Consider the following 18544-nt stretch of genomic DNA (forward strand, 5'->3'; position numbering starts at 1 on the left):
GCCCCGATCATGGGCACGGGCCTATGCAGACCATCTCCCACATCCGGCTCTTTCCGGAACAGGGGAAAACCCGCTGCTGTACGCCCTTTCCGACCTTCAGGTCTGGACCGCCGGGCTTGGCTTGACCATCCGTGAATACCGGGGTATACTTTTCCAATCACCGTCCGCAGAGGGCGGATTTTTTGTTTTCTCCTCTGGTGATCCGATCAGGAGTTCCAGTCGGATCATCGCGGGCAGCCCGCCCCGGCCCGTGACCGCTGCATACCGGATCAACCCTCCAGACAGAAATCGCGTGCCACAGGGCATTTTCCGGAGGCCCCGCATGGACTTGACGATTCCTGCATACCGCGCTATGCTGAACCTATCAATCGAGGAAATCCCTCGGCACCCTTTGAATAACATAGTAGAAAGCCGAAACAGCCGCCTGGGAAGGCGGATTTTTTATGTCTCCCCGACGGTTGGCGGGCGCGGCCTCCCCCTCTGTCGGGAGGCCGCGCCCCGACCGTTCAGGTGGGCGTGTCCCAGGCGGGCGTCAGCATGCCGCTGGCCGCGCGGGTGTACGGCAGCCACGCCAGCGCGACCAGCGGAACGGTCACGTCGGTACTCTTGGCCTTCACGTCCAGCTGCACCAGTTCGCTGCTGGCGGTCAGGGTCAGGGCGTCCACCTCGGCCTGCACCTGATTCTGCAGGTCCTGAAGTTGCTGGGAGACCTGCATCATCTCGGTCTGCGCGGCCTGCACGTCCTGACCCTCGCGCATGCTGCGGCCCACGCCGGACACGCCGCTGCGGATGGCCGTGGTCCTGCGCCCGCCGCCGAACAGCGCGCCCAGCACGCCCGCGCCGACGCTCATGGCCGTCTGGAGCTGGGCCTGCTGCGCCTGCGCCTGCTGCTGCTGCACCTTCAACTGCGCGCGCGCCAGCCGGTCCTGCAACGTGGAAACCTTACTGGCATACTTTGCGCGGAGCTTCTGCACGGCCGCGTCCCTGGCCTCCCGCCCGGCCAGACTGGCCCGCGCGCGGAAGTCCCCCTCGGGCTCACCGGGCGCGCTGATCAGGCCGCTGCCCGGCTCCTGCCACAGCGTCAGGGGCCGGCTGCCCGCCACGAACTTCGCAGCCTCCTTCGCCCACCGCGCGTGGTTCTTCGCGTTCAGCAGCGCCGCCGGCACGTCCGAGAAGGTCGCGCCGTCCACACCCGCCTGCTCCAGTGCGTTCGGGTCGATGTGCAGTTCGGTCGCCTCGTCCCAGTTCACGGGAATGGGGCCGTCCGTCACGTCTGCCACCAGCGGGAGCACGCCCGCCACGTCCAGGCGGTACTTCACCGAGGCGTAGCGTACCTGCGTGACCGCCAGCAGCTGCGCGTGGTACTGCACGTCCGGCTGGGACGTGGGCACGAAGACCTCAGTGATGCCGGGCGGAACCACGGGCTTCGCCGGCGCAAAAGGCTGAAGGCCGATGGCCGAAGGCGAACCTCCAGCTTCTGCCTTCTGCCTTCCGCCATCCGCCTTCTTCTCCCCCATCAGTCGCCGGATCTGCGTGCCGGTGATCGGCCCGGCGAGGTAACTCATGGTCCAGCGGGTCGTGAACAGTGTGGGGCGGGCCTCGTGGACGTTGTGCATCAGGAACACGCGCTTGCCCAGGCCGGACAGCAGGGCGTCCAGTTGATCGCGGGTCAGGGCGTTCGGGCCGCTGGTCGCGCCCTGCAGCGCCTCCAGCACGCGGGCCTTGTCGTTATCGGTCTGGAGGCGGCCGATCATCCAGGTGCCGGTGTTGCTCAGGCCCTTGTAATCCAGGTCCACGGGGTTCTGCGTGGACAGCACGACGCCCAGCCCGAAGGCCCGCGCCTGCTTCAGCAGGGTCAGCATGGGCGGCTTGCTGGGCGGGTTACCGTTCGGGGGGAAGTACCCGGCGATCTCGTCCATGTACAGCACGGCGCGCAGGCTGCTCGTGCCGGACTGCGTGCGCATCCACGCGAGGGTGGCGTTCAGCAGCATCGACACGAAGAACATGCGTTCGGCGTCACCCAGGTGCGCGATGCTCATGACCGACACGCGCGGTTTCCCTTCCGGCGTGAACAGGAAGCGGCCCACGTCCAGCGGCTCGCCCTGCGTCCACGCGGCGAAGCCCGGCGAGGCCAGCAGGTTGTTCAGGCTCATGGCCAGCTCGAACCGCTCCTTCGGTGGGTAGAAGGCGTCCACGGGCATCACGCCGATCTGCGCGAACGGCGGCGCCTGAATCCCGGCGATCAGGCCGCCCATATCCAGCGACTGCCCCTCGCCCCACGCGTGCCCCAGCAGGTTCGACAGCAGCACGTGCTCGCGCGAGCGCATGGGATCGGCGTCGATGCCCAGCAGGCCCAGCAGTCCAGTCACAGTGCCCTGAATGCGCTCACGCAGGGCGTCCGCGTCATCCATGATCTCCGTGGGCGGCACGTCGAAGCCCTTCAGGACACTGACCGGCAGGCCCGCACTGCCGCCCGGCGTGTACACCGCGAAATCCGCCTTCTCCCGCAGGGTGCGGATGCGCTCGCCGCTCTGGCCCCACTCGCCCAGCCCCTTGTGCCACAACGCGGCCTTCTGCGCCGCCAGATCATCGGCCGACACGCCCGCCCGCGCGGCCTCCGCCTCATCCACCCACGGGCGGAAATCGCCGGGCGCGAGGTCCGGGAAGGTCAGCAGCAGGTTCCCCAGATCCCCCTTCGGATCGACGGCCAGGACCGGCACGCCGTCCATCAGGGCCTCCTCGATCAGGCTCAGGCCCAGGCCCGTCTTGCCGCTGCCCGTCATGCCGATGATCACGGCGTGCGTGGTCAGGTCCGCGCTGTCGTACAGCAACAGTTCATCCGTCGGTTGATTCGTGTTCGGGTCGACCGCCCTGCCCAGGTAGAACGCGCCCAGCTTCTCGTAATCCTGCATCTGACCTCCGGCCCAGCTGTGTGACGCCCCCAGCATAAACACCCGGCCCGCCGGTCCGTACCAGCCCCCCCGGCGTGGGCCTGCGCGCGGCAAGGCGGGAACAGCATGCAAACGGCGCATACCCCACTCCCGGAAATGCCCACCAGCACAGCATTTGCGCAACCCGCCCGCCGAAGTTGACACACCCTGCATACCGCGCTATTCTTTCCTTATCACCGTCCGCGCAGGACGGATTTTTTGTTTTCAGAGCCCTGCGCGGCGCGTAGGCCACCACGCCGATCCCACAGCCACGCTGGGCCGCTACCGTGCAGCCATGACCGACAACCAATCCCTGGTGCCCGTAACCGAGTGGGCCGCGCTCGTGCCCGAGCTGATGGTGAGCGACCTGCCGCACAGCCTCGACGTGTATACCCGCATGTTCGGCTTCACGCTGAACTACACGCGGCCCGGTTTCGCGTACCTGAGCCTGGGCCGGGCGCAGTGGATGCTGGAGCAGGCGCACGCGGAGGGAGCGTGGCTGACGGGGCCGCTGGAACGTCCCTACGGGCGCGGCATCAACTTCCAGATCGTGCACCCGGAGCTGGACGCCCTGCACGAGCGCCTGCGGGCGGAGGGCTATCCGCTGTTCGCACCGCTGACCACCGCCACCTACATGGAAAGCGACACGCCGCACACGCAGCGGCAGGTGCTGGTGCAGGACCCCGACGGCTACCTGCTGCGCTTCACGGACTGAGCGGGGCGGTCTGAGAGGGGTAGTGCGCCCGCTATGCTGGGCGGCATGCAACACACCCGCACCTGGTCTGACGTGTACGGCAGTGCCCTCGCCCTGTTCGAGGGTCGCGCGGGGGGGCACGCGTGGCTGGTCGCGGCTCCCCCGTCCCTGGCGGGTGGGCTGGCAGAGGAACTGGCGGGCGTGGACGGCAAGGGCCGCGTGACGCTGGTCGTGCATGACGGCCTGACGCCGCTGCTGGCGGCGCTGCGCGAGGCGGACCCGCGCGGCGTGATCGTGGTGGCCCCGTCGGCCCTGTCGGGCGGCCCGAACGTGAGTGTGCCGGAGTGCGTGGTGAACGACGCGGGCGGCGTGGAGTACCACGAGGGCGGCGAGTTCCCTGCCTGGACGGGCGCGGACGGCGCGGGCGGCCCGCTGGGCGAGTGCGCGGCCGCGTCCGCAGCAGCCCAGGCAGGCGCGGCGGTGGTCGTGGTCGGCCCGGAGAACGTGGGGGGAGCCCTGAGCGCCTGGATGGACCGCACGCCGCACGGCCGCTGAAGTTCACTGGCGGGGCTTCAGCGCAGGATCAGGCAGGTGGTCGTGGCGTGCGCGTACAGTTTGCCGGCGTCGTCCACGATGCGGCCCTCGGCGATGGCAGTCTGGCGGGTGGTGGCGACGACCTGCCCGACGGCCTGCACTTCTGGGCCGCCGGCGATCAGGGGGCGGACGCAGTTGAATTTCAGTTCCAGCGTGGTGTACCCCACCCCGGCGGGCAGCGTGGTGTGAATGGCGCAGGCCAGCGCCGAGTCGAGCAGGGTGGCGAACACGCCGCCGTGCACGCTGCCGATGGGGTTGTAATGGAATTCCTGGGGTTTCAGGCGGAACACGGCGCGCCCTTCCGTGAAGTCCTCCTCGCGCAGGGGTTCCATGCCCAGCGTCATGCCGACGGGTGAGGGGGGCAGGTCGCCGCGGGCGATGGCGTGCATGAATTCCAGGCCGCTGAGGGTGCGCAGGGCGGCCAGGGCGGGGGCAGTGTCGGCCCAGGTGTAGGTGCGCTGGCGGTCGTTCGTGAGGGGCGCGTCGGTCATGCGGCGAGGATACGCGTAGACTGCCGCGCGTGAGTGCCGACCCCGCCGCCCAGACCAGCCCAGCCCCGGATGTGGTGCGGCACCTGTACGTGCACGTGCCGTTCTGCCCGACCATCTGCCCGTACTGTGATTTTCATGTGCTGACACGCCGGGCGGGGATGGTGGAGCGCTACCTGGAGCGGCTGGAGGCCGAGGCGGCGCAGCTGGCCGCCACGTACCGCACAGAGCTGGACACGGTGTACCTGGGGGGCGGGACGCCCAGCTTCCTGCGGGACGCAGAGATAGAGGCGCTGGTGGGCAGCGTGCGCCGTCACCTGGGCTGGGGCCGCCTGGAGAACACGCTGGAAGTGAACCCAGGGACGGCCACGCCGGAGCGGGCGATGCACTGGCGGGCGCTGGGCTTCGACCGGGCCAGTGTGGGCGTGCAGAGCCTGGACGACGCGACCCTGACCTTCCTGGGCCGCCAGCATGACGCGCAGCAGGCGCGCGAGGCGGTCACCACCCTGATCAGGACGGGCTTCCGGGTGAGTGGGGACCTGATCACGGCCGTGCCGGGGCAACCGCTGGAAAGTGACATTCAGGGCCTGCTGGACCTGGGTGTGGGGCACGTGAGTGCGTACACGCTGACCATCGAGCCCGGAACGGAATTCGCGCGCCGGGGTGTGACGGTCGAGGAGGAGGACGAGCGGCGCGGCTTCGAGCAGACCGAGGCCCTGCTGACCGCGCGCGGCCTGACCCGCTACGAGATCAGCAACTACGCCCGCCCCGGCCAGGAATCCCGGCATAACCTCGCGTACTGGCAGGGCCGCACGTACCTGGGGCTGGGGCCAGGGGCTGCGGGGCACTACCCGGCGGATGGCGGATGGCAGATGGCGGATGGGGGCGGACCGCGCGCGGCGGACGTGTTGACGGTGCGGCGCACGAATCCGCACCTGCACGAGTGGCTGACCGGCGAGGCAGGCGAGGCGGAACCCATCGACGCGCCCGAGTTCGTGACGGACGCGCTGTTCATGGGCCTGCGCCTGCGTGCGGGCGTGAACCTGGGCGACCTGTCGCGCCGCAGCGGACTGAACGTGCCGCAGGTGTACGCCGCGCCCATCGAGGTGAACGTGGCGCGCGGCCTGCTGGCCCTGGACGGCGAGCAGTTGCGCGCCACGCCCGACGGCTGGTGGGTGCTGAACCGCGTGATCACGGACTTCCTGGAGGTTGAGGTGACCGGCCAGGACGCAGCCGGTTCAGGCAGCCCCAGCTGAGGCCGGGCCGGGCGGGTCAGGGCCAGACGGTCACGCGGCCCGCGCGGGGGTCCAGACGGGCGGGCGCGCCCAGTGGCAGCGTGAGTTGCGGGCTGGTGTGCCCGAAGTCCACGTTCGCCACGACCGGCATCTCCGCGCGGCCTGCCTCGGCCAGTACACGGCGCACCCAGCCGTGCAGGTCCTCGACCATCCCGGGCGTGTAGGTGCGGGGGCGGGCCAGGATCAGCCCGGCGGCGCCCGCCAGGTGCCCCTGCGCGGGCGCGTCGCCCTGGAGCCACACCCAGCCGTCGCCGGGAAGGAAGGTGCGCGGGACTTCCTGCGCGGCCTCGTCAGCCCAGTCGGGGCCACCCTGCGTCCACTCAGGGGCGGCCTCCAGCTCGAAGGGCGCGGGTGGGTCCACCAGTGCGCGCCGCAACCCCTGCACCGTGAAGGGGTGCATTCCGCCGTTCTCGGCCAGATCGGTCAGGAGGGCCGGGCCGTGGTACGCCATGACGCCCGCCCGCAGGAACTGCGTGAGGGTGACGGTGGAGTCACTGAAGCCCAGCAGCGCCTTCGGGTGCGCACGGATCAGGTCCGGGCGTAGCAGCGGCAGCAGGCGCACGCTGTCGTCCCCGCCGATAATGCTGACCATACCGTCTATGTCCGCCGACTGAAGCGCCCAGTGCAGGTCGTCCGCGCGGGCCTGCGGGTTCGCCGCCAGGAACTCCGGGCCGCGCAGAGCGTTCGGGGCCGCCACGACCTCCCACCTGAATTCACGCGCGACCTGACCCACCCCGGCGCGGTAGCGGTTCATGACCTCCGTGACAAAACCGCTCGACAGGCTCAGCGCCGCCACCCGCGACCCCGGCCCCAGGCGCGGCGGACGCACGAACCCGCGCTGAACGGAGGGAGGCACCAGGGACGCCGGATCGGGAACGGTCATGCCGGGCAGCCTACCGCCGGGGCGTGCGGGCCGCCTGCGCCGACTGGCGTACTGGCAGCAGGCGGAAGGCTCAGGGCACGGTCAGGTCGAGGCTCAGCCAGTGCTCGGCGTGCACGCTCCCATCGCGGCGCACCGCGTCCGGCCGGGTGCCCCACACGCGGAACCCGGCGCGTTCGTACAGGCGAAGCGCGGCAGGCTGCGAGTCCATGACCGCGAGGTGCAGCGAGGTCACGCCCACCCACGAGCGCGCCAGTTCCACGCCCGCCGCGACCAGCGCCGCGCCGACGCCCTGACCACGCACCTGCGGGGCGACGGACACGCCGTACACGTTCACACGGTGTGCCAGGGGCGGGGCCGCCTCGCGCACCAGCGTCAGCAGCCCCACGAGTTCGCGGCCCCCGAACGCGCCCAGCGTGACGCCCGCCGCGTCCGGCGCGAGGCGGGCCGCCAGCGCCTCGTCGCCGAGCGCCGCGAACTCGGCGGTGTTCGTCAGGAAGGCGGCCGGGTCGGCGTGCAACGCGGCCAGTCGCGCGGCCCGGTACGCGGGTGCGTCGGCGGGCGTCAGGCGGCGGACCGTGACGGTCACGCGGGTTCCGGCGCTCCGCCCAGCGTCACGACCCCGGCGGGCACAGCGCGGCTCACGCCGACGTGCCGGTCCCGCCAGTTCAGCACGTGCCCGTCCGCACGGACGTGGCGGGTCAGGGTCAGGTCCAGGTCCGTGACCAGCCAGCCGGGCTCGTTCCAGCCGAGCTGCGCCACGATGCCGTCCTCGGGCAGCCCGTTGTCGGACGGGGCGTACACGCCCGCCGCGCCGTGCGCGTCCTCGACCGCGTACGTCCAGGGGGCGTCCGCGATCAGCGGGGCGTGCAGCGCGTACAGCTGGTTTTCGAGTGCGCGGGCCATGCTGCCCACCCGCACGCGCGTGAACCCGGCCCGGCTGCCCGTGAAGGACGGCACGACCAGCAGTTCCGCGCCCGCCTCGGCCTGCGCGCGCGCCAGTCCCGGAAACTCGCTGTCGTAGCAGATCGCCACGCCGAAGCGCAGCGTGCCGCCGGGCAGCGGAAGGTCGAACACCTGCACGCCCTCGCCCGGCGCGACGTCCCACTCCTCGGCCTCGAACCGGGTCATCAGCAGCTTGTCCTGATGGCCCTGCGTGCCGTCCGGGCCGAACACGAACGCCCGGTTCACGAACGCCCCCGCGTGCGCGACCGGGTAACTCCCGGCCACGATCCCCACGCCGTACTCCCGGGCCAGCCGCGCGTGCAGCGCCACGAACTCTGGCACGAACGCCTGGAGGGCCGGGCGCATCCCGATCACGTCGTGGTGCAGCCCAACCGGCAGCAGACTCACCAGTTCCAGCGGCGCGTACTCCGGGAACACCAGCAGCTGCGCCCCCTGGCCCGCCGCGTCCGCCACCCAGCGCGACAGCTTGGCCTCGAAGGCCGCCCAGTCCGCCAGGAAGTCCACCGGGTACGCCGCCGCCGCCACCCGCACCCGTTCCACGCTGCCCACATGCCCTGTCATGCGCCCGAGTGTACCCGCCCCGCCGCACGCGCACCGCCGCCAGATGACCTATCCCCCCGCCGCCCCTCTGGTAGCGTGCGCGCATGACGGTCACGGCGGGCGCGCTGCGCGAACAGGTGTGGGACGATCTGCTGGCCCGCCGCGCCTGCGCGTACCCGCTGCCGCCGCACGGGCACTGCCCGAACTTCACGCACGCGAGGAAGGCCGCCGCGCAACTGCTCTCGCACCCGGACGTGGCGGCCCTGCACACCCTGATCGTCGGGCCGGAACGGGCGCTGCTGCCCCTGCGGCAACAGGCCCTGAAGGCCGGGAAGACGCTGTTCGTGCCGCACCAGAAGAAAGAAGGCTGGTACTGGCGCGTGACCGACCCGGCCGGCGCGAAACTCAGCGCCCTGAGCGCACACGGCGAGGCGACCCTGACCCCGACCGGCGCGCAGGCGGCCGTGCTCGCCTGCGTCGCCGCCGACCACCACGGCGCGCGGCTCGGGAAGGGCTTCGGCTGGGGCGCGCGCGGCCTGCACCTGGACCTGCCTGAATTCACGCTGGCGCACCCGCTGATGCTGCGGCCCGCCCTGCCCTGCCCCGCCGACTCGCACGTCACCCTGATCGGCACGCCCGACCGGGTCATCACGCCCCCGGCGCACCTGCCCGATGGAACGAACCGGCCCTGAAGCGCGTACCATGCGGCATGAGCAAGAAAACCACCCCCACCTACGTGCCCGCCCTCGTCACGGTCGCCACGGTCGGCGTGGCCGCCGGGGCCGCCTACGTGGCCCGCACCCGCAAGAAAGAAGTCACGGAACTCGTCGTGAACCGCGTGCTGGAACGCCCCGCCGGCCGCAGCAGCTACAGCGACCTCGGGCAGAGCCTCGAACGGGCCGGGACACTCCTGACCGGCCGGGCCGCGCGCGCCGCCGACACCCACGCCAACCGCGAAGTCCTGGCGCACATCATCGGCATTGAACGCTGGGGGCAGCAGCGCCTGAACGCCGCGCTCGGCGCAGCGGCCGACCAGACCGACACGTACCACCCCTACCGCCCCCCGCAGGACACCACCCTGAAAGACTTACAGGCGCTGATCACCAGCACCCGCGCCGGCACCGTCGACCTGACCCGCCGGCTGGGCCACAACCCCCCCGAAGACAGCCTGACCGTCAACCACAACGGCCTGGGCCCCATGACCACCAAGGCGTGGCTACGTTACCTGACGCAGCACGCCGACCTCGAAAGCCGCAAACTGCGCGGCGAGTAATCCCCCAGCGCAGCGCGGACAACTCAGCGCCCCGCACCGCAGGCGGGCAGCTTCCGGAAAAGCACCACCTACCCGGAACCTGCCCGCCCTCCCATACCCCCACCGTCCCCCCCACCCGGAACACCGCTCTGCATTAAAACTGTAAGACCCGTCCTCCTACCCTGAGTGCAACATGAGTGTCCTGAACAGCGTACTGACCGCCATCGTCAAGGAAGGAGCCAGCGACATCCACCTGCGCACCGGCAGCGCCCCCGCCGGCCGCGTCAACGGCGTGATCAGACGCTACGGCGACACCCGACTCGCCCCCGAACACGTCGAAGCCTTCACCCGCGAAATGATGAGCCCCGCCATGTGGGACGCCTTCACCGAGAAACGCGAAGCCGACTTCGCGTACGGCATCCCCAACCTCGCCCGTTTCCGCGTCAACGCCTACTACCAGCGCGGCACCATCGGCCTGATCATGCGCGTCATCGAAGACAAGGCCATCCCCACCTTCCAGCAACTCGGGCTGCCCATCGAAACCTTCGAAGCGCTCGCCCAGCACGAACGCGGCCTCGTCCTCGTCACCGGCCCCACCGGCAGCGGCAAAACCACCACCCTCGCCAGCCTCCTCAACCACATCAACGCCACCCAACCCGTCAACATCGTCACCCTCGAAGACCCCATCGAAGTCCTGCACCGCGACCAGATGGCCATGATCAGCCAGCGCGAACTCGGCATGGACACCATGAGCTTCGCCAACGGCCTGCGCGCCAGCATGCGCCAGGACCCCGACGTCATCCTCATCGGCGAAATGCGCGACAAGGAAACCGTCGAGGCCGCCCTGTCCGCCGCGCAGACCGGCCACCTCGTCTTCAGCACCCTGCACACCCAGGACGCCATCCGCACCGTCAACCGCATCATCGACTTCTTCGCCCCCCACGAACGCGACCAGATCCGCCAGGGCCTCTCAGAAAGCATCGTCGGCATCGTCAGCCAGCGCCTGCTGCCCAAAGCCACCGGCGGCCGCGTCCTCGGCCTCGAAATCCTGCTCGGCACCCCCACCGTCCGCGAATGCATCAAGGACCCCGAACGCACCGAAGAAATCAAACAGGCCCTCCAGGAAGGCGGCTCACGCGGCATGCACACCTTCGACCAGCACCTCGCCGGCCTCGTCGCCAGCGGCCTCATGACCGAAGAAGACGCCATGGCCAGCGCCACCAGCCCCCACGAACTCAAGATCATGATGATGCGCGCCCAGTACGCCTGAGCGGGGGGCAACCCCTCTGCTCCGCAGAGAAACCCCTCAGTCAGCTACGCTGACAGCTCCCCTCAAGGGGAGCCTTTTTTATTGCTGGAGTGCCAACTCGATCAGGGCCGCCACGCCCGGCAGGTTCCGCATGACCTCCGCATTCTGGAAGCGCACCACCCGAATCCCCGCCCCACCCAGCACCCGCGACCGCTCGGAATCGTACGCCTGGGCCTCCGCCTCGTCATGACTGCGACCATCCAGCTCAATGCACAACCGGGCAGACGGCGCGTAGAAATCTAGGATGTAACCCAGCACCGGCACCTGCCGGCGGAACTTCACAGGATGGGTACGCAGCAGATCGAACCACAACCGGCGCTCGGCAGGCGTCAGAGCGTTCCGCAACTCCCGCGCACGCAGAGCCAGATTCTTCGAGTACATATCCCGCACGCCCAGAGCATAAGCGGAAGAACCGCCCCTCTGCTTCGCAGCTGTGCCAGCCAGTCAGCTTCGCTGACAGCTCCCCTCAAAAGGGAGCCTTAAAAGCACAAAAACGTCGCCTGTGACGCCCTTCAAAGCCTCCCTTTTAAGGGGAGGTGCCCCGAAGGGGCGGAGGGGTCGCCCATAACGTTCAGTTGGGTTCAGGCGAGGGCTGCCCAGTCCTGGAGCAGGCGTTCGAAGCAGATGAAGTCCTGGTCCTCGTCGAAGGTTTCGACGTACTGGCTTTGCCAGGCGTCGAATTCCTGTCGGCGTTCGGCTGGGAACGCGTCCGCACGGGTGACGGGGTAGAAGTTCGAGAAGTGGCGGGCGTAGCTCATGGCGCGGGGGCGGATAAGGGGGAGGGTTCGCCGTGCGAATTCAGGCAGGGTGGCTGGCCAGGATGCGGTGGCCGTGAGGTTCGCCAGTGGGATCCCGGTGTCGGCCATGATCTTCACGTGCAGGCTGATGTCCAGCAGGTCGTCGGGCAGGTCGGTCAGCCTGAGAATCCACGCGTCAGCCCAAGCGCGGACGGGTTGCGCTGGGTCTGCGGCCACGCCGTGCAGATCAAGCAGGATCTGCCACTGCCAGATCAGTGCCTCCTGGGCAAGGTCGGGGGGAATCATTCCGGCTCGCCTCCGCGGCTCTCAAAAGGCAGAGTGTGCTCGTCAGGACTCATACGGATTCCGGATCAGTTCCAGGTAGACCTCAACCTCCTGAGCAAGCATATGTTCGGCAGCTTTCCGAGCCTCGTCAGGGAGCCAGTCCGCAATCGCTTCCTCAAGGTAATGATCCAGGCGGTGGATGTGGGTCCATTCTTCGGCATCCGAGGGGAGGGCCTGACCGGCTCTCCACGCCCCACTGACCACCTCACCGCTGCTGATCTCGCCAGCGATCCATTTTTCCCGCCAGATGGCCTTGAGGTAAGGGACGAGTGTCGTCCTGCGGCTCTCGTCCGCCATCCCTTTGAGGGCTGTTGCTCCGTCTTTCGGCCGGGTGACGCTCAGGCTCACATCCAGAAGAAGTTCAGGGTGGGTGTCCAGTCGCAGAATCCAGCCGTCGGCCCAGGCCATGATCTGCGCCCAGTCCATCAGGCCGAGATCAAAGGCGGCCCAACGCTCTGCGGCTTCATCGGCCAGAACGGCAGGGATCTCGTTCAAGCCCGCATGCCCCCACCTTGCTGCTTGTTCATCCAGGCGGGGGGTTTGGGGGCGAATCGGCCGAGGATGGTCTGCTGGTCGTAGGCGAGGTAGGCGTCGGCCCAGGGGAAGGTGTGGTTGAGAACGCGGATGGCTTCAGGGCTGCCCATGCCGTGGTCGAGTTGGTAGATCACGAACTGTTCGGGGGTTTCCAGGCGGAGGTAGGTGGGCATGCTGCCGGCGTGTTCGTCCAGCACGCTCTGGAATTCGCCGACGGCGTCGGGGCTGGCGGTTTCGAGGTCGATGGTGACGTACATGACTTTGGGCACTTCGGCGAGTTGTTCGATGCTGACGAGTTCCTCGGCGATGGCGCGCAGGCCGCCGTCCTCGGATTCGAGTTCGACGATGACGAGGGCGGGGGTGTCGTTGACGAGTTTGTCCTGGATGCGGTCGTAGGCGCGGCTGAAGGCGACGAGTTCGGTCTGGCCGCTCTCGTCGGCGAGGATGAAGCGGGCCATCATGCCGCCCGATTTGGTGGGTTTCTTGACAACGCTCTCGACCATGCCAGCCAGGACGGCTTTGATGCGTTTGCCGGGGGCGACGTTCTGCGTCTGGAACCAGGTGTCCAGGTCGGATATTCGGCAGCTGGCGGCTTCGCGCAGGCCTTCGTGCTGTTCGAGGGGGTGGCCGCTGATGTACAGGCCCAGGGCGTCTTTCTCGATGCTGAGGCGTTCCAGGTCCGTGTAGGCGGGGATGCCGGCGCGCAGCGGGCGTTCCTTTTTGACTTCTTCCAGGCCGAACATCATGCTCATGCCGGTCTGGGCTTTGGCGTTGATGTCGGCGGTGCCGGCGGCGTCTTCCAGCGCGTCCTCGAGGCTGTGCATGAGCTGGTTGCGTTCCCCGAACTGGTCGAAGGCGCCGCTCTTGATCAGGCTTTCCAGGGCTTTGCGGTTGCAGACCTTGTTGCCCAGGCGTGAGCAGAAGTCCGCCAGGGATTTGTACCGGCCGGCGCGTTCGCGTTCCTCCAGGATTTTCAGGACGGCGCCCTCGCCCAGGCCCTTGATGGCGTACAGACCGAACAGGATTTCCTCGCCCTGCACGGCGAAGTCGGCGGCCGAGCGGTTGATGTCGGGCGGCAGGACGTGCACGTCCATCTTGCGGGCGTCGCTGATGTACTCGGCGACCTTGTCGCTGTCCTTGCGTTCGACGGTCAGCAGGGCCGCCATGAACTCGACTGGGTAGTTCGCCTTGAGCCACGCGGTCTGGTACGTGATCACGCCGTACGCGGCGCTGTGGGATTTGTTGAAGCCGTAGTTGGCGAACGCGTCGAGCAGGTCGAACAGTTTGTTGGCTTCATCCCTGGGCACGTCGTTGGTCCTGGCACCGTCCACGAACAGTTCGCGCTGCTTGGCCATCTCGGCCACGTCTTTTTTACCCATGGCGCGGCGCAGCAGGTCGGCTCCGCCTAAGGAGAAGCCGGCGACCTCGCTGGCGATCTGCATGATCTGCTCCTGGTACACGGGAATGCCGTACGTTTCGGCCAGGATCTTCTCCAGGTATCTGGCGCTGGTGGGGAAGCCGTCCCGGACGTAATCGACCTCTTCCAGGCCGTGGTGGCGGCGGACGTAGGTGGGGATGTTCTCCATCGGGCCGGGGCGGTACAGGGCCGAGAGGGCGATGATGTCGGCCAGTCGGCGGGGTTTGAGGCGACGGCTGGCGTCCGCGATCCCTGCGCCTTCGAGCTGGAAGACGCCCTTGGTGTCGCCGCGGCTCATCAGGTCGTACGTGATCTTGTCGTCGAAGGGGATGGCGTCGAAGTCGATGTCGACGTTCTTGGATTCCCGCATGATGCGCCGCGCCTCGTCCAGGAACGACAACGTGCGCAGGCCCAGGAAGTCCATCTTGATCAGGCCGATGTCCTCGACCGCTTTCATGTCGTACTGGCAGACCATGCCCGCGCCGCTGGTGTCGCGCATGACGGGCACGAGGTCCGTGAGTTTGTCGCGGCCGATGACCACGCCGGCCGCGTGCACGCTGGCGTGGCGGGTGAGGCCCTCGAGTTTCTGCGCGAACTCGTACGCTTCGAGCAGCTGGGCGTCCTCGTTGAGCATCTGGGCGATGTCGGGGACGCTCTCACGGGCCTGTTCGAGGCTGTAGCTCTTGCCGAACTTGATGGGAATGAGTTTGCTGACCTTGTCGACCTTGGCGTACTCGAGCCCCATGACGCGCGCCACGTCCTTCAGACAGGCCTTGCTCGCCATGGTTCCGAAGGTGGCGATCTGCGCAACCCTATCCTCGCCGTACTTGTCCTGCACGTACTGGATGACCTCGACGCGGCGGGCGTCGTTGAAGTCGATGTCGAAGTCCGGCATGGAGATACGGTCAGGGTTCAGGAATCGCTCGAACAACAACTCGAATTCCAGGGGATCGAGGTTCGTGATGCGCATGGCATACGCCACGAGGCTGCCTGCGCCGGACCCGCGCCCCGGCCCCACGCTGATGTCCTGATCCTTGGCCCAGTTGATGTAATCCGCGACGATCAGGAAGTAGTCGGGGAACCCCATGTTGTTGATCACCGACAGTTCGTACTCGGCGCGGCGCAGGATCACCAGCGCGTGCTGGTGGTGACCGCGCGTGGTTTCGTGCTGCTCGTCGGGCGTCAGTTCGATGCTGGTGTCGCTGCTGTTCTGTCTGGCGCGGCGGCAGTCCTCGTGCGCGTAGGCGGGCAGCGTGCCCTCCCCGGCTTCGGCTTCCATGAGTTCCAGCGCGGGGTACTTGGTGTACTTCTCCCCGGCGGCCTTGCCACGCGCTTCCCACTCGCTGCCCGCGAAGGCCAGCAGTGTGAACAGCGTTTCCAGGTCGCAGGTCTGCGGGTCGCACCCCCCCGCGCGTTCTAGCACCCGCGCCGCGTCGCCGCCCAGCGCACTCAGCGTGCGGGCCGCGTAATCACGCAGCAACGCTTCCGTGGCGTGCGCCGGGTAGCGTTTCACGGTGCCCCGGTACGTCTGCACGCGCAGTTCCTCGGACATGGTCCGGCCTTCCGGGATGGGCAGGGCGGGCATCTGGTACACGCGTTTCTTGCCGACCGGTAGTTCCACGTTGCACAGGTCCGCGATCAGGGCGGTGTTGTCGAAGACTTCCTCGCCCCACTCGCTGACGGGCAGTGCGGCCTGCATCTCCTCGAGGTTCTTGACGTAGAACTCGTCGCAGGGGAACTTGAAGCGGTTCTCGTCGGCCAGCGTGGCTTTCGTCTGGATGGCCAGCAGCGTCTCGTGCGCGGTCGCGTCGGTCTTCTTGACGTAGTGGCCGTCGTTCGTGGCGACCATCCCGATGCCCAGTTCGTTCGCCCAGGCTTTCAGAATGGGGTTGTTCTTCTTCTGCTCGGGCAGCCCGTGATCCTGAATCTCGATGAAGTAATTCTCGCCGAACAGTTCGCGGTACCACATCAGGCGCTTCTTGGCATCATCCTCGCGGCCCTGCATCAGCAGTTGCTGCACCTCGCTGCCCAGGCAGCCGGACATGGCGATCACGCCTGCGTGATGTTCGCGCAGCAGTTCGTGGTCGATGCGGGGCTTGTAGTAGTAGCCTTCCGTGTACCCACGGCTGCTCAGTCGGCAGAGGTTCTGGTAGCCCTCGAAATCACGGGCCAGCAGCGTCAGGTGAAAGATGCCCTTCTCGCCGTCCTGCCCGCGCGTCCGGTCGCGGCGCGTGCCCTCGCCCGGCACCACGTACGCCTCGTACCCGATGATCGGCTTGACGCCCATCCCGGTCGCGTAATTGTAGAAATGCACCGCGCCGTGCATGTTCCCGTGGTCCGTCATCGCCAGCGCCGGGGTCTGCCCCTCCGGCGTGACCTCCTTGGCCCACTTCAGCAGGTCCTTCAGTTTCGCCGCGCCGTCCAGCAGGCTGTACTGCGTGTGCTGGTGCAGATGCGCGAACCGCTTGGGCTTGCAGCAGGAACCGTCCGGCAGGTGAATGTGAGGCGCGGGGGCGAGGTCGGGGGCGGTCATGAAGCGAGTCTAGGGCGGGGCGGGGCGGCCTGTCAGTGACGGCCGGACTTGACGGCCCCCGGCCGCAGCTTCCCCCGGATCACCCACCGGCGTGGCCAACGTGACCTGCCGCAGCCGCACCTCGAACGCCACGTAGAATCCGGCAGCGGTCAGCAGCAGTCCGCCCGCCACCCACAGCGCCACGCGCCGCCAGCGGGCCACAGGCAGGTGAGGCCACTGGCCGCGCAGCACGAAATGCGCGCTCCACAGGGCGGCCAGTAGAATCACGCACAGGCAGAACAGGGCGCCCCCCAGTTCGCCCAGCACCCGCTCCTGCGGAGTGATGAAACTGGCGCTCATGCCCGCCGAGACGAACGTGCCCAGCGCATACACGCTGAGCAGACCCAGGACGCAGGTCAGCAGGAAGGTCGGCCCGCAGCCGGACGGTCGGTCGTTCATGCCCGGAAGCGTAATGGGACGGGAGGGACAGAGGCAGCGCAGACCTGCTTGACACACCCGCCCAGGGGCCGGCGGTAAGAATCCTGACAGGTCCGGTCGGTCACCCTGAGGTATGAAGCCGGGTCTGGCCGAACTGAGGTGGGCGTACCTGCTGTTCGCGCTGCTGGCCCTGGAGACGCTCCTGGTGGCGTGGCTGGCGCCGCAGCCGGCGGCGCTGGTGCTGGTGCTGCCGCTGCTGGCCGTGCAGGGCGTGGCCGTGTGGCTGGCCCCCCGGATCGTGACCCTGGTGCGCGGGCACCGGCTGCTGAAAGAGTCGTTCGAGCAGGAACTGGATTTTGCGCGGCAGGTCATGGAGAGCGTGGATCACGGCCTGACCGTGCTGGACGGCGACGGGCGTTTCACGTACGTGAACCGGGCGTACGCGCAGATGCTGGGGCTGCCCGCCAGCGCGCTGGTGGGGCGCACGCCATTCGAGTTCACGGTCCCTGACGATCACACGCAGTTACAGGAGGGCCGCCGGGCGCGGGAGGCCGGGCAGGCCAGCTCGTACCGGACGCGGCTGAAACGCACGGACGGCACGACCCTGGATGTGATCGTGACCGGCACGCCCCAGTGGCACAAGGGGCGCATCGTGGGGAATTTTGCGGTGATCGCGCCGCTGCGGGAACTGATGGACGACCTGTGCTGCGAGGAACGTCGGCAGGCGTGAGCGGAAGCCCGGCCGACTCAGGGGCGGGCGCATCCGCAGTTGCGCCTACCGGCCCCGATGGTCAGTCGCGTTCCAGCCGGGCGACCATCATCTGATCCACGTGGGCGCTCAGTTGTCCGGCAGCGTCGAATTCCGCGCCGATGGCGGCCTGCTGCGGCGGGGTCAGGGCCGCGACCATCTCGCGCAGCGCCTGCACGGTGCCCTGCGTGCTGCCGCTCTGCGCGGTCCACCACGCGAACTCCAGGCGGTAGGGGACCAGCGTCTCGCCTGCCCAGCGCAGGCCCGCCTCCCGCGCCAGGGCCTGCCATGCGGGCACGGTGCGCTGCGCGTGGTGGCTGGGGTCGCGCCGCCGCTGGTAGGCGTCGATCCAGGCTTGCAGGTCGGGCGCAGGGCTGATCTGGTCGGCGATGACCAGCCGCCCGCCGGGTTTCAGGACGCGCCGCGCCTCGGCCAGAAAGCGCGGCAGGTCCCGGAAGTGATGCGGCGCGTGGCGGGACGTGACCAGCGTGAACGACCCGTCCGGGAAGGGAATGGCCTCGGCGCTGCCCACGACGAACGTGGCGTTGGGCACGCCCTCCTGCGCGGCGCGGTCCCGCGCGTGGGCCAGCATGCCCCCGGCCACGTCCAGGCCCGTGACCTGCGCGACGTGCGGTGCCAGGGCCAGGGCGGTGTTCCCGGTCCCGGTCGCCACGTCCAGCGCCACGTCGGCTGCGTGCGGGTCGGCGGCGGCCAGCAGGGCGGGCAGGCTGGGCCCGTGGCGGTGAACCTCGCTGGCGGCGTACTTCGCGGCGTGCCGGTTGAACTGCGCCGCGCTGCTGGTGTCAGGGGTGGCGTGGTCTGCGCGGGCGGGGTGGTCGCTCATGCCCTGATGGTGCGCCTGCGC

Annotated in this window: 18 protein-coding genes; 7 read left to right on the plus strand and 11 right to left on the minus strand. The window is 68.7% G+C overall.

The annotated features are described in order from the left end of the window. Positions 1-506 precede the first annotated feature (506 nt). Complete coding sequence (locus M8445_RS04175) at positions 507-2912, minus strand: ATP-binding protein (protein WP_273989906.1); 2406 nt, start codon at positions 2910-2912, stop codon at positions 507-509. 313 nt (positions 2913-3225) lie between these two features. Between M8445_RS04175 and M8445_RS04180 the strand changes: the two genes are divergently transcribed. Continuing rightward, positions 3226-3645: a bleomycin resistance protein gene (locus M8445_RS04180; RefSeq protein ID WP_273989908.1), complete on the plus strand. Its 420-nt coding sequence runs from the start codon at positions 3226-3228 to the stop codon at positions 3643-3645. A gap of 45 nt (positions 3646-3690) precedes the next feature. Then, positions 3691-4179: a hypothetical protein gene (locus tag M8445_RS04185; protein WP_273989910.1), complete on the plus strand. Its 489-nt coding sequence runs from the start codon at positions 3691-3693 to the stop codon at positions 4177-4179. Between the two features lie 17 nt (positions 4180-4196). On the opposite strand, the gene M8445_RS04190 is transcribed toward M8445_RS04185, so the two are convergent. After that, positions 4197-4709, minus strand: coding sequence for a PaaI family thioesterase (locus tag M8445_RS04190; RefSeq protein ID WP_273989911.1), 513 nt, complete (start codon positions 4707-4709; stop codon positions 4197-4199). A 29-nt stretch (positions 4710-4738) separates the two neighbouring features. Here M8445_RS04190 and hemW point away from each other — a divergent pair, with 29 nt between their 5' ends. Next, entirely contained in the window at positions 4739-5962 is a 1224-nt protein-coding gene (gene hemW, locus M8445_RS04195; RefSeq protein ID WP_273989913.1) for a radical SAM family heme chaperone HemW, read from the plus strand. A gap of 16 nt (positions 5963-5978) precedes the next feature. On the opposite strand, the gene M8445_RS04200 is transcribed toward hemW, so the two are convergent. The 3 genes from M8445_RS04200 to M8445_RS04210 form a co-directional block, all read right to left on the minus strand. Further along, positions 5979-6884, minus strand: coding sequence for an LD-carboxypeptidase (locus M8445_RS04200; RefSeq protein WP_273989914.1), 906 nt, complete (start codon positions 6882-6884; stop codon positions 5979-5981). A gap of 70 nt (positions 6885-6954) precedes the next feature. Then, on the minus strand, positions 6955-7470 hold the full coding sequence (locus tag M8445_RS04205; protein WP_273989915.1) for a GNAT family N-acetyltransferase: 516 nt from the start codon (positions 7468-7470) through the stop codon (positions 6955-6957). Next, positions 7467-8408 carry a carbon-nitrogen hydrolase family protein gene (locus tag M8445_RS04210; RefSeq protein WP_273989916.1) on the minus strand — a complete coding sequence of 314 codons (942 nt, stop codon included), beginning with the start codon at positions 8406-8408 and terminating at the stop codon, positions 7467-7469. The genes M8445_RS04205 and M8445_RS04210 overlap by 4 nt, the downstream gene beginning before the upstream one ends. Positions 8409-8491: 83 nt before the next feature. Here M8445_RS04210 and M8445_RS04215 point away from each other — a divergent pair, with 83 nt between their 5' ends. The 3 genes from M8445_RS04215 to M8445_RS04225 all read left to right on the plus strand — a co-directional run bounded on the left by M8445_RS04215 (position 8492) and on the right by M8445_RS04225 (position 10909). Next, positions 8492-9079, plus strand: a complete 588-nt coding sequence (locus M8445_RS04215; protein WP_273989918.1) for a 5-formyltetrahydrofolate cyclo-ligase — start codon at positions 8492-8494, stop codon at positions 9077-9079. Between the two features lie 17 nt (positions 9080-9096). Continuing rightward, the gene (locus M8445_RS04220; RefSeq protein ID WP_273989920.1) at positions 9097-9660 is read left to right on the plus strand and encodes a DinB family protein; all 564 of its coding nucleotides are present in this window, start codon (positions 9097-9099) and stop codon (positions 9658-9660) included. A 172-nt stretch (positions 9661-9832) separates the two neighbouring features. Further along, the gene (locus tag M8445_RS04225; RefSeq protein WP_273989921.1) at positions 9833-10909 is read left to right on the plus strand and encodes a PilT/PilU family type 4a pilus ATPase; all 1077 of its coding nucleotides are present in this window, start codon (positions 9833-9835) and stop codon (positions 10907-10909) included. A gap of 78 nt (positions 10910-10987) precedes the next feature. On the opposite strand, the gene M8445_RS04230 is transcribed toward M8445_RS04225, so the two are convergent. From M8445_RS04230 to M8445_RS04250, 5 genes are all read right to left on the minus strand, one after another. Next, a complete protein-coding gene (locus tag M8445_RS04230; RefSeq protein WP_273990827.1) occupies positions 10988-11329 on the minus strand; it encodes an endonuclease domain-containing protein in 342 nt (113 codons plus the stop codon). A gap of 200 nt (positions 11330-11529) precedes the next feature. Next, the gene (locus M8445_RS04235; RefSeq protein ID WP_273989923.1) at positions 11530-11991 is read right to left on the minus strand and encodes a hypothetical protein; all 462 of its coding nucleotides are present in this window, start codon (positions 11989-11991) and stop codon (positions 11530-11532) included. Positions 11992-12033: 42 nt separating this feature from the next. After that, entirely contained in the window at positions 12034-12525 is a 492-nt protein-coding gene (locus M8445_RS04240; protein ID WP_273989924.1) for a hypothetical protein, read from the minus strand. After that, positions 12522-16514 carry a DNA polymerase III subunit alpha gene (dnaE, locus tag M8445_RS04245; protein ID WP_273989925.1) on the minus strand — a complete coding sequence of 1331 codons (3993 nt, stop codon included), beginning with the start codon at positions 16512-16514 and terminating at the stop codon, positions 12522-12524. The genes M8445_RS04240 and dnaE overlap by 4 nt, the downstream gene beginning before the upstream one ends. 9 nt (positions 16515-16523) lie before the next feature. Then, on the minus strand, positions 16524-16952 hold the full coding sequence (locus M8445_RS04250; protein ID WP_273989926.1) for a hypothetical protein: 429 nt from the start codon (positions 16950-16952) through the stop codon (positions 16524-16526). A gap of 112 nt (positions 16953-17064) precedes the next feature. Here M8445_RS04250 and M8445_RS04255 point away from each other — a divergent pair, with 112 nt between their 5' ends. Further along, positions 17065-17661, plus strand: a complete 597-nt coding sequence (locus M8445_RS04255) for a PAS domain-containing protein (protein ID WP_273989928.1) — start codon at positions 17065-17067, stop codon at positions 17659-17661. Positions 17662-17722: 61 nt separating this feature from the next. Here M8445_RS04255 and M8445_RS04260 read toward each other — a convergent pair whose 3' ends face one another. After that, on the minus strand, positions 17723-18523 hold the full coding sequence (locus M8445_RS04260; protein ID WP_273989930.1) for a class I SAM-dependent methyltransferase: 801 nt from the start codon (positions 18521-18523) through the stop codon (positions 17723-17725). Positions 18524-18544: the final 21 nt, after the last annotated feature.

The sequence above is a fragment of the Deinococcus aquaticus genome, from assembly GCF_028622095.1.
GTDB lineage: Bacteria > Deinococcota > Deinococci > Deinococcales > Deinococcaceae > Deinococcus > Deinococcus aquaticus.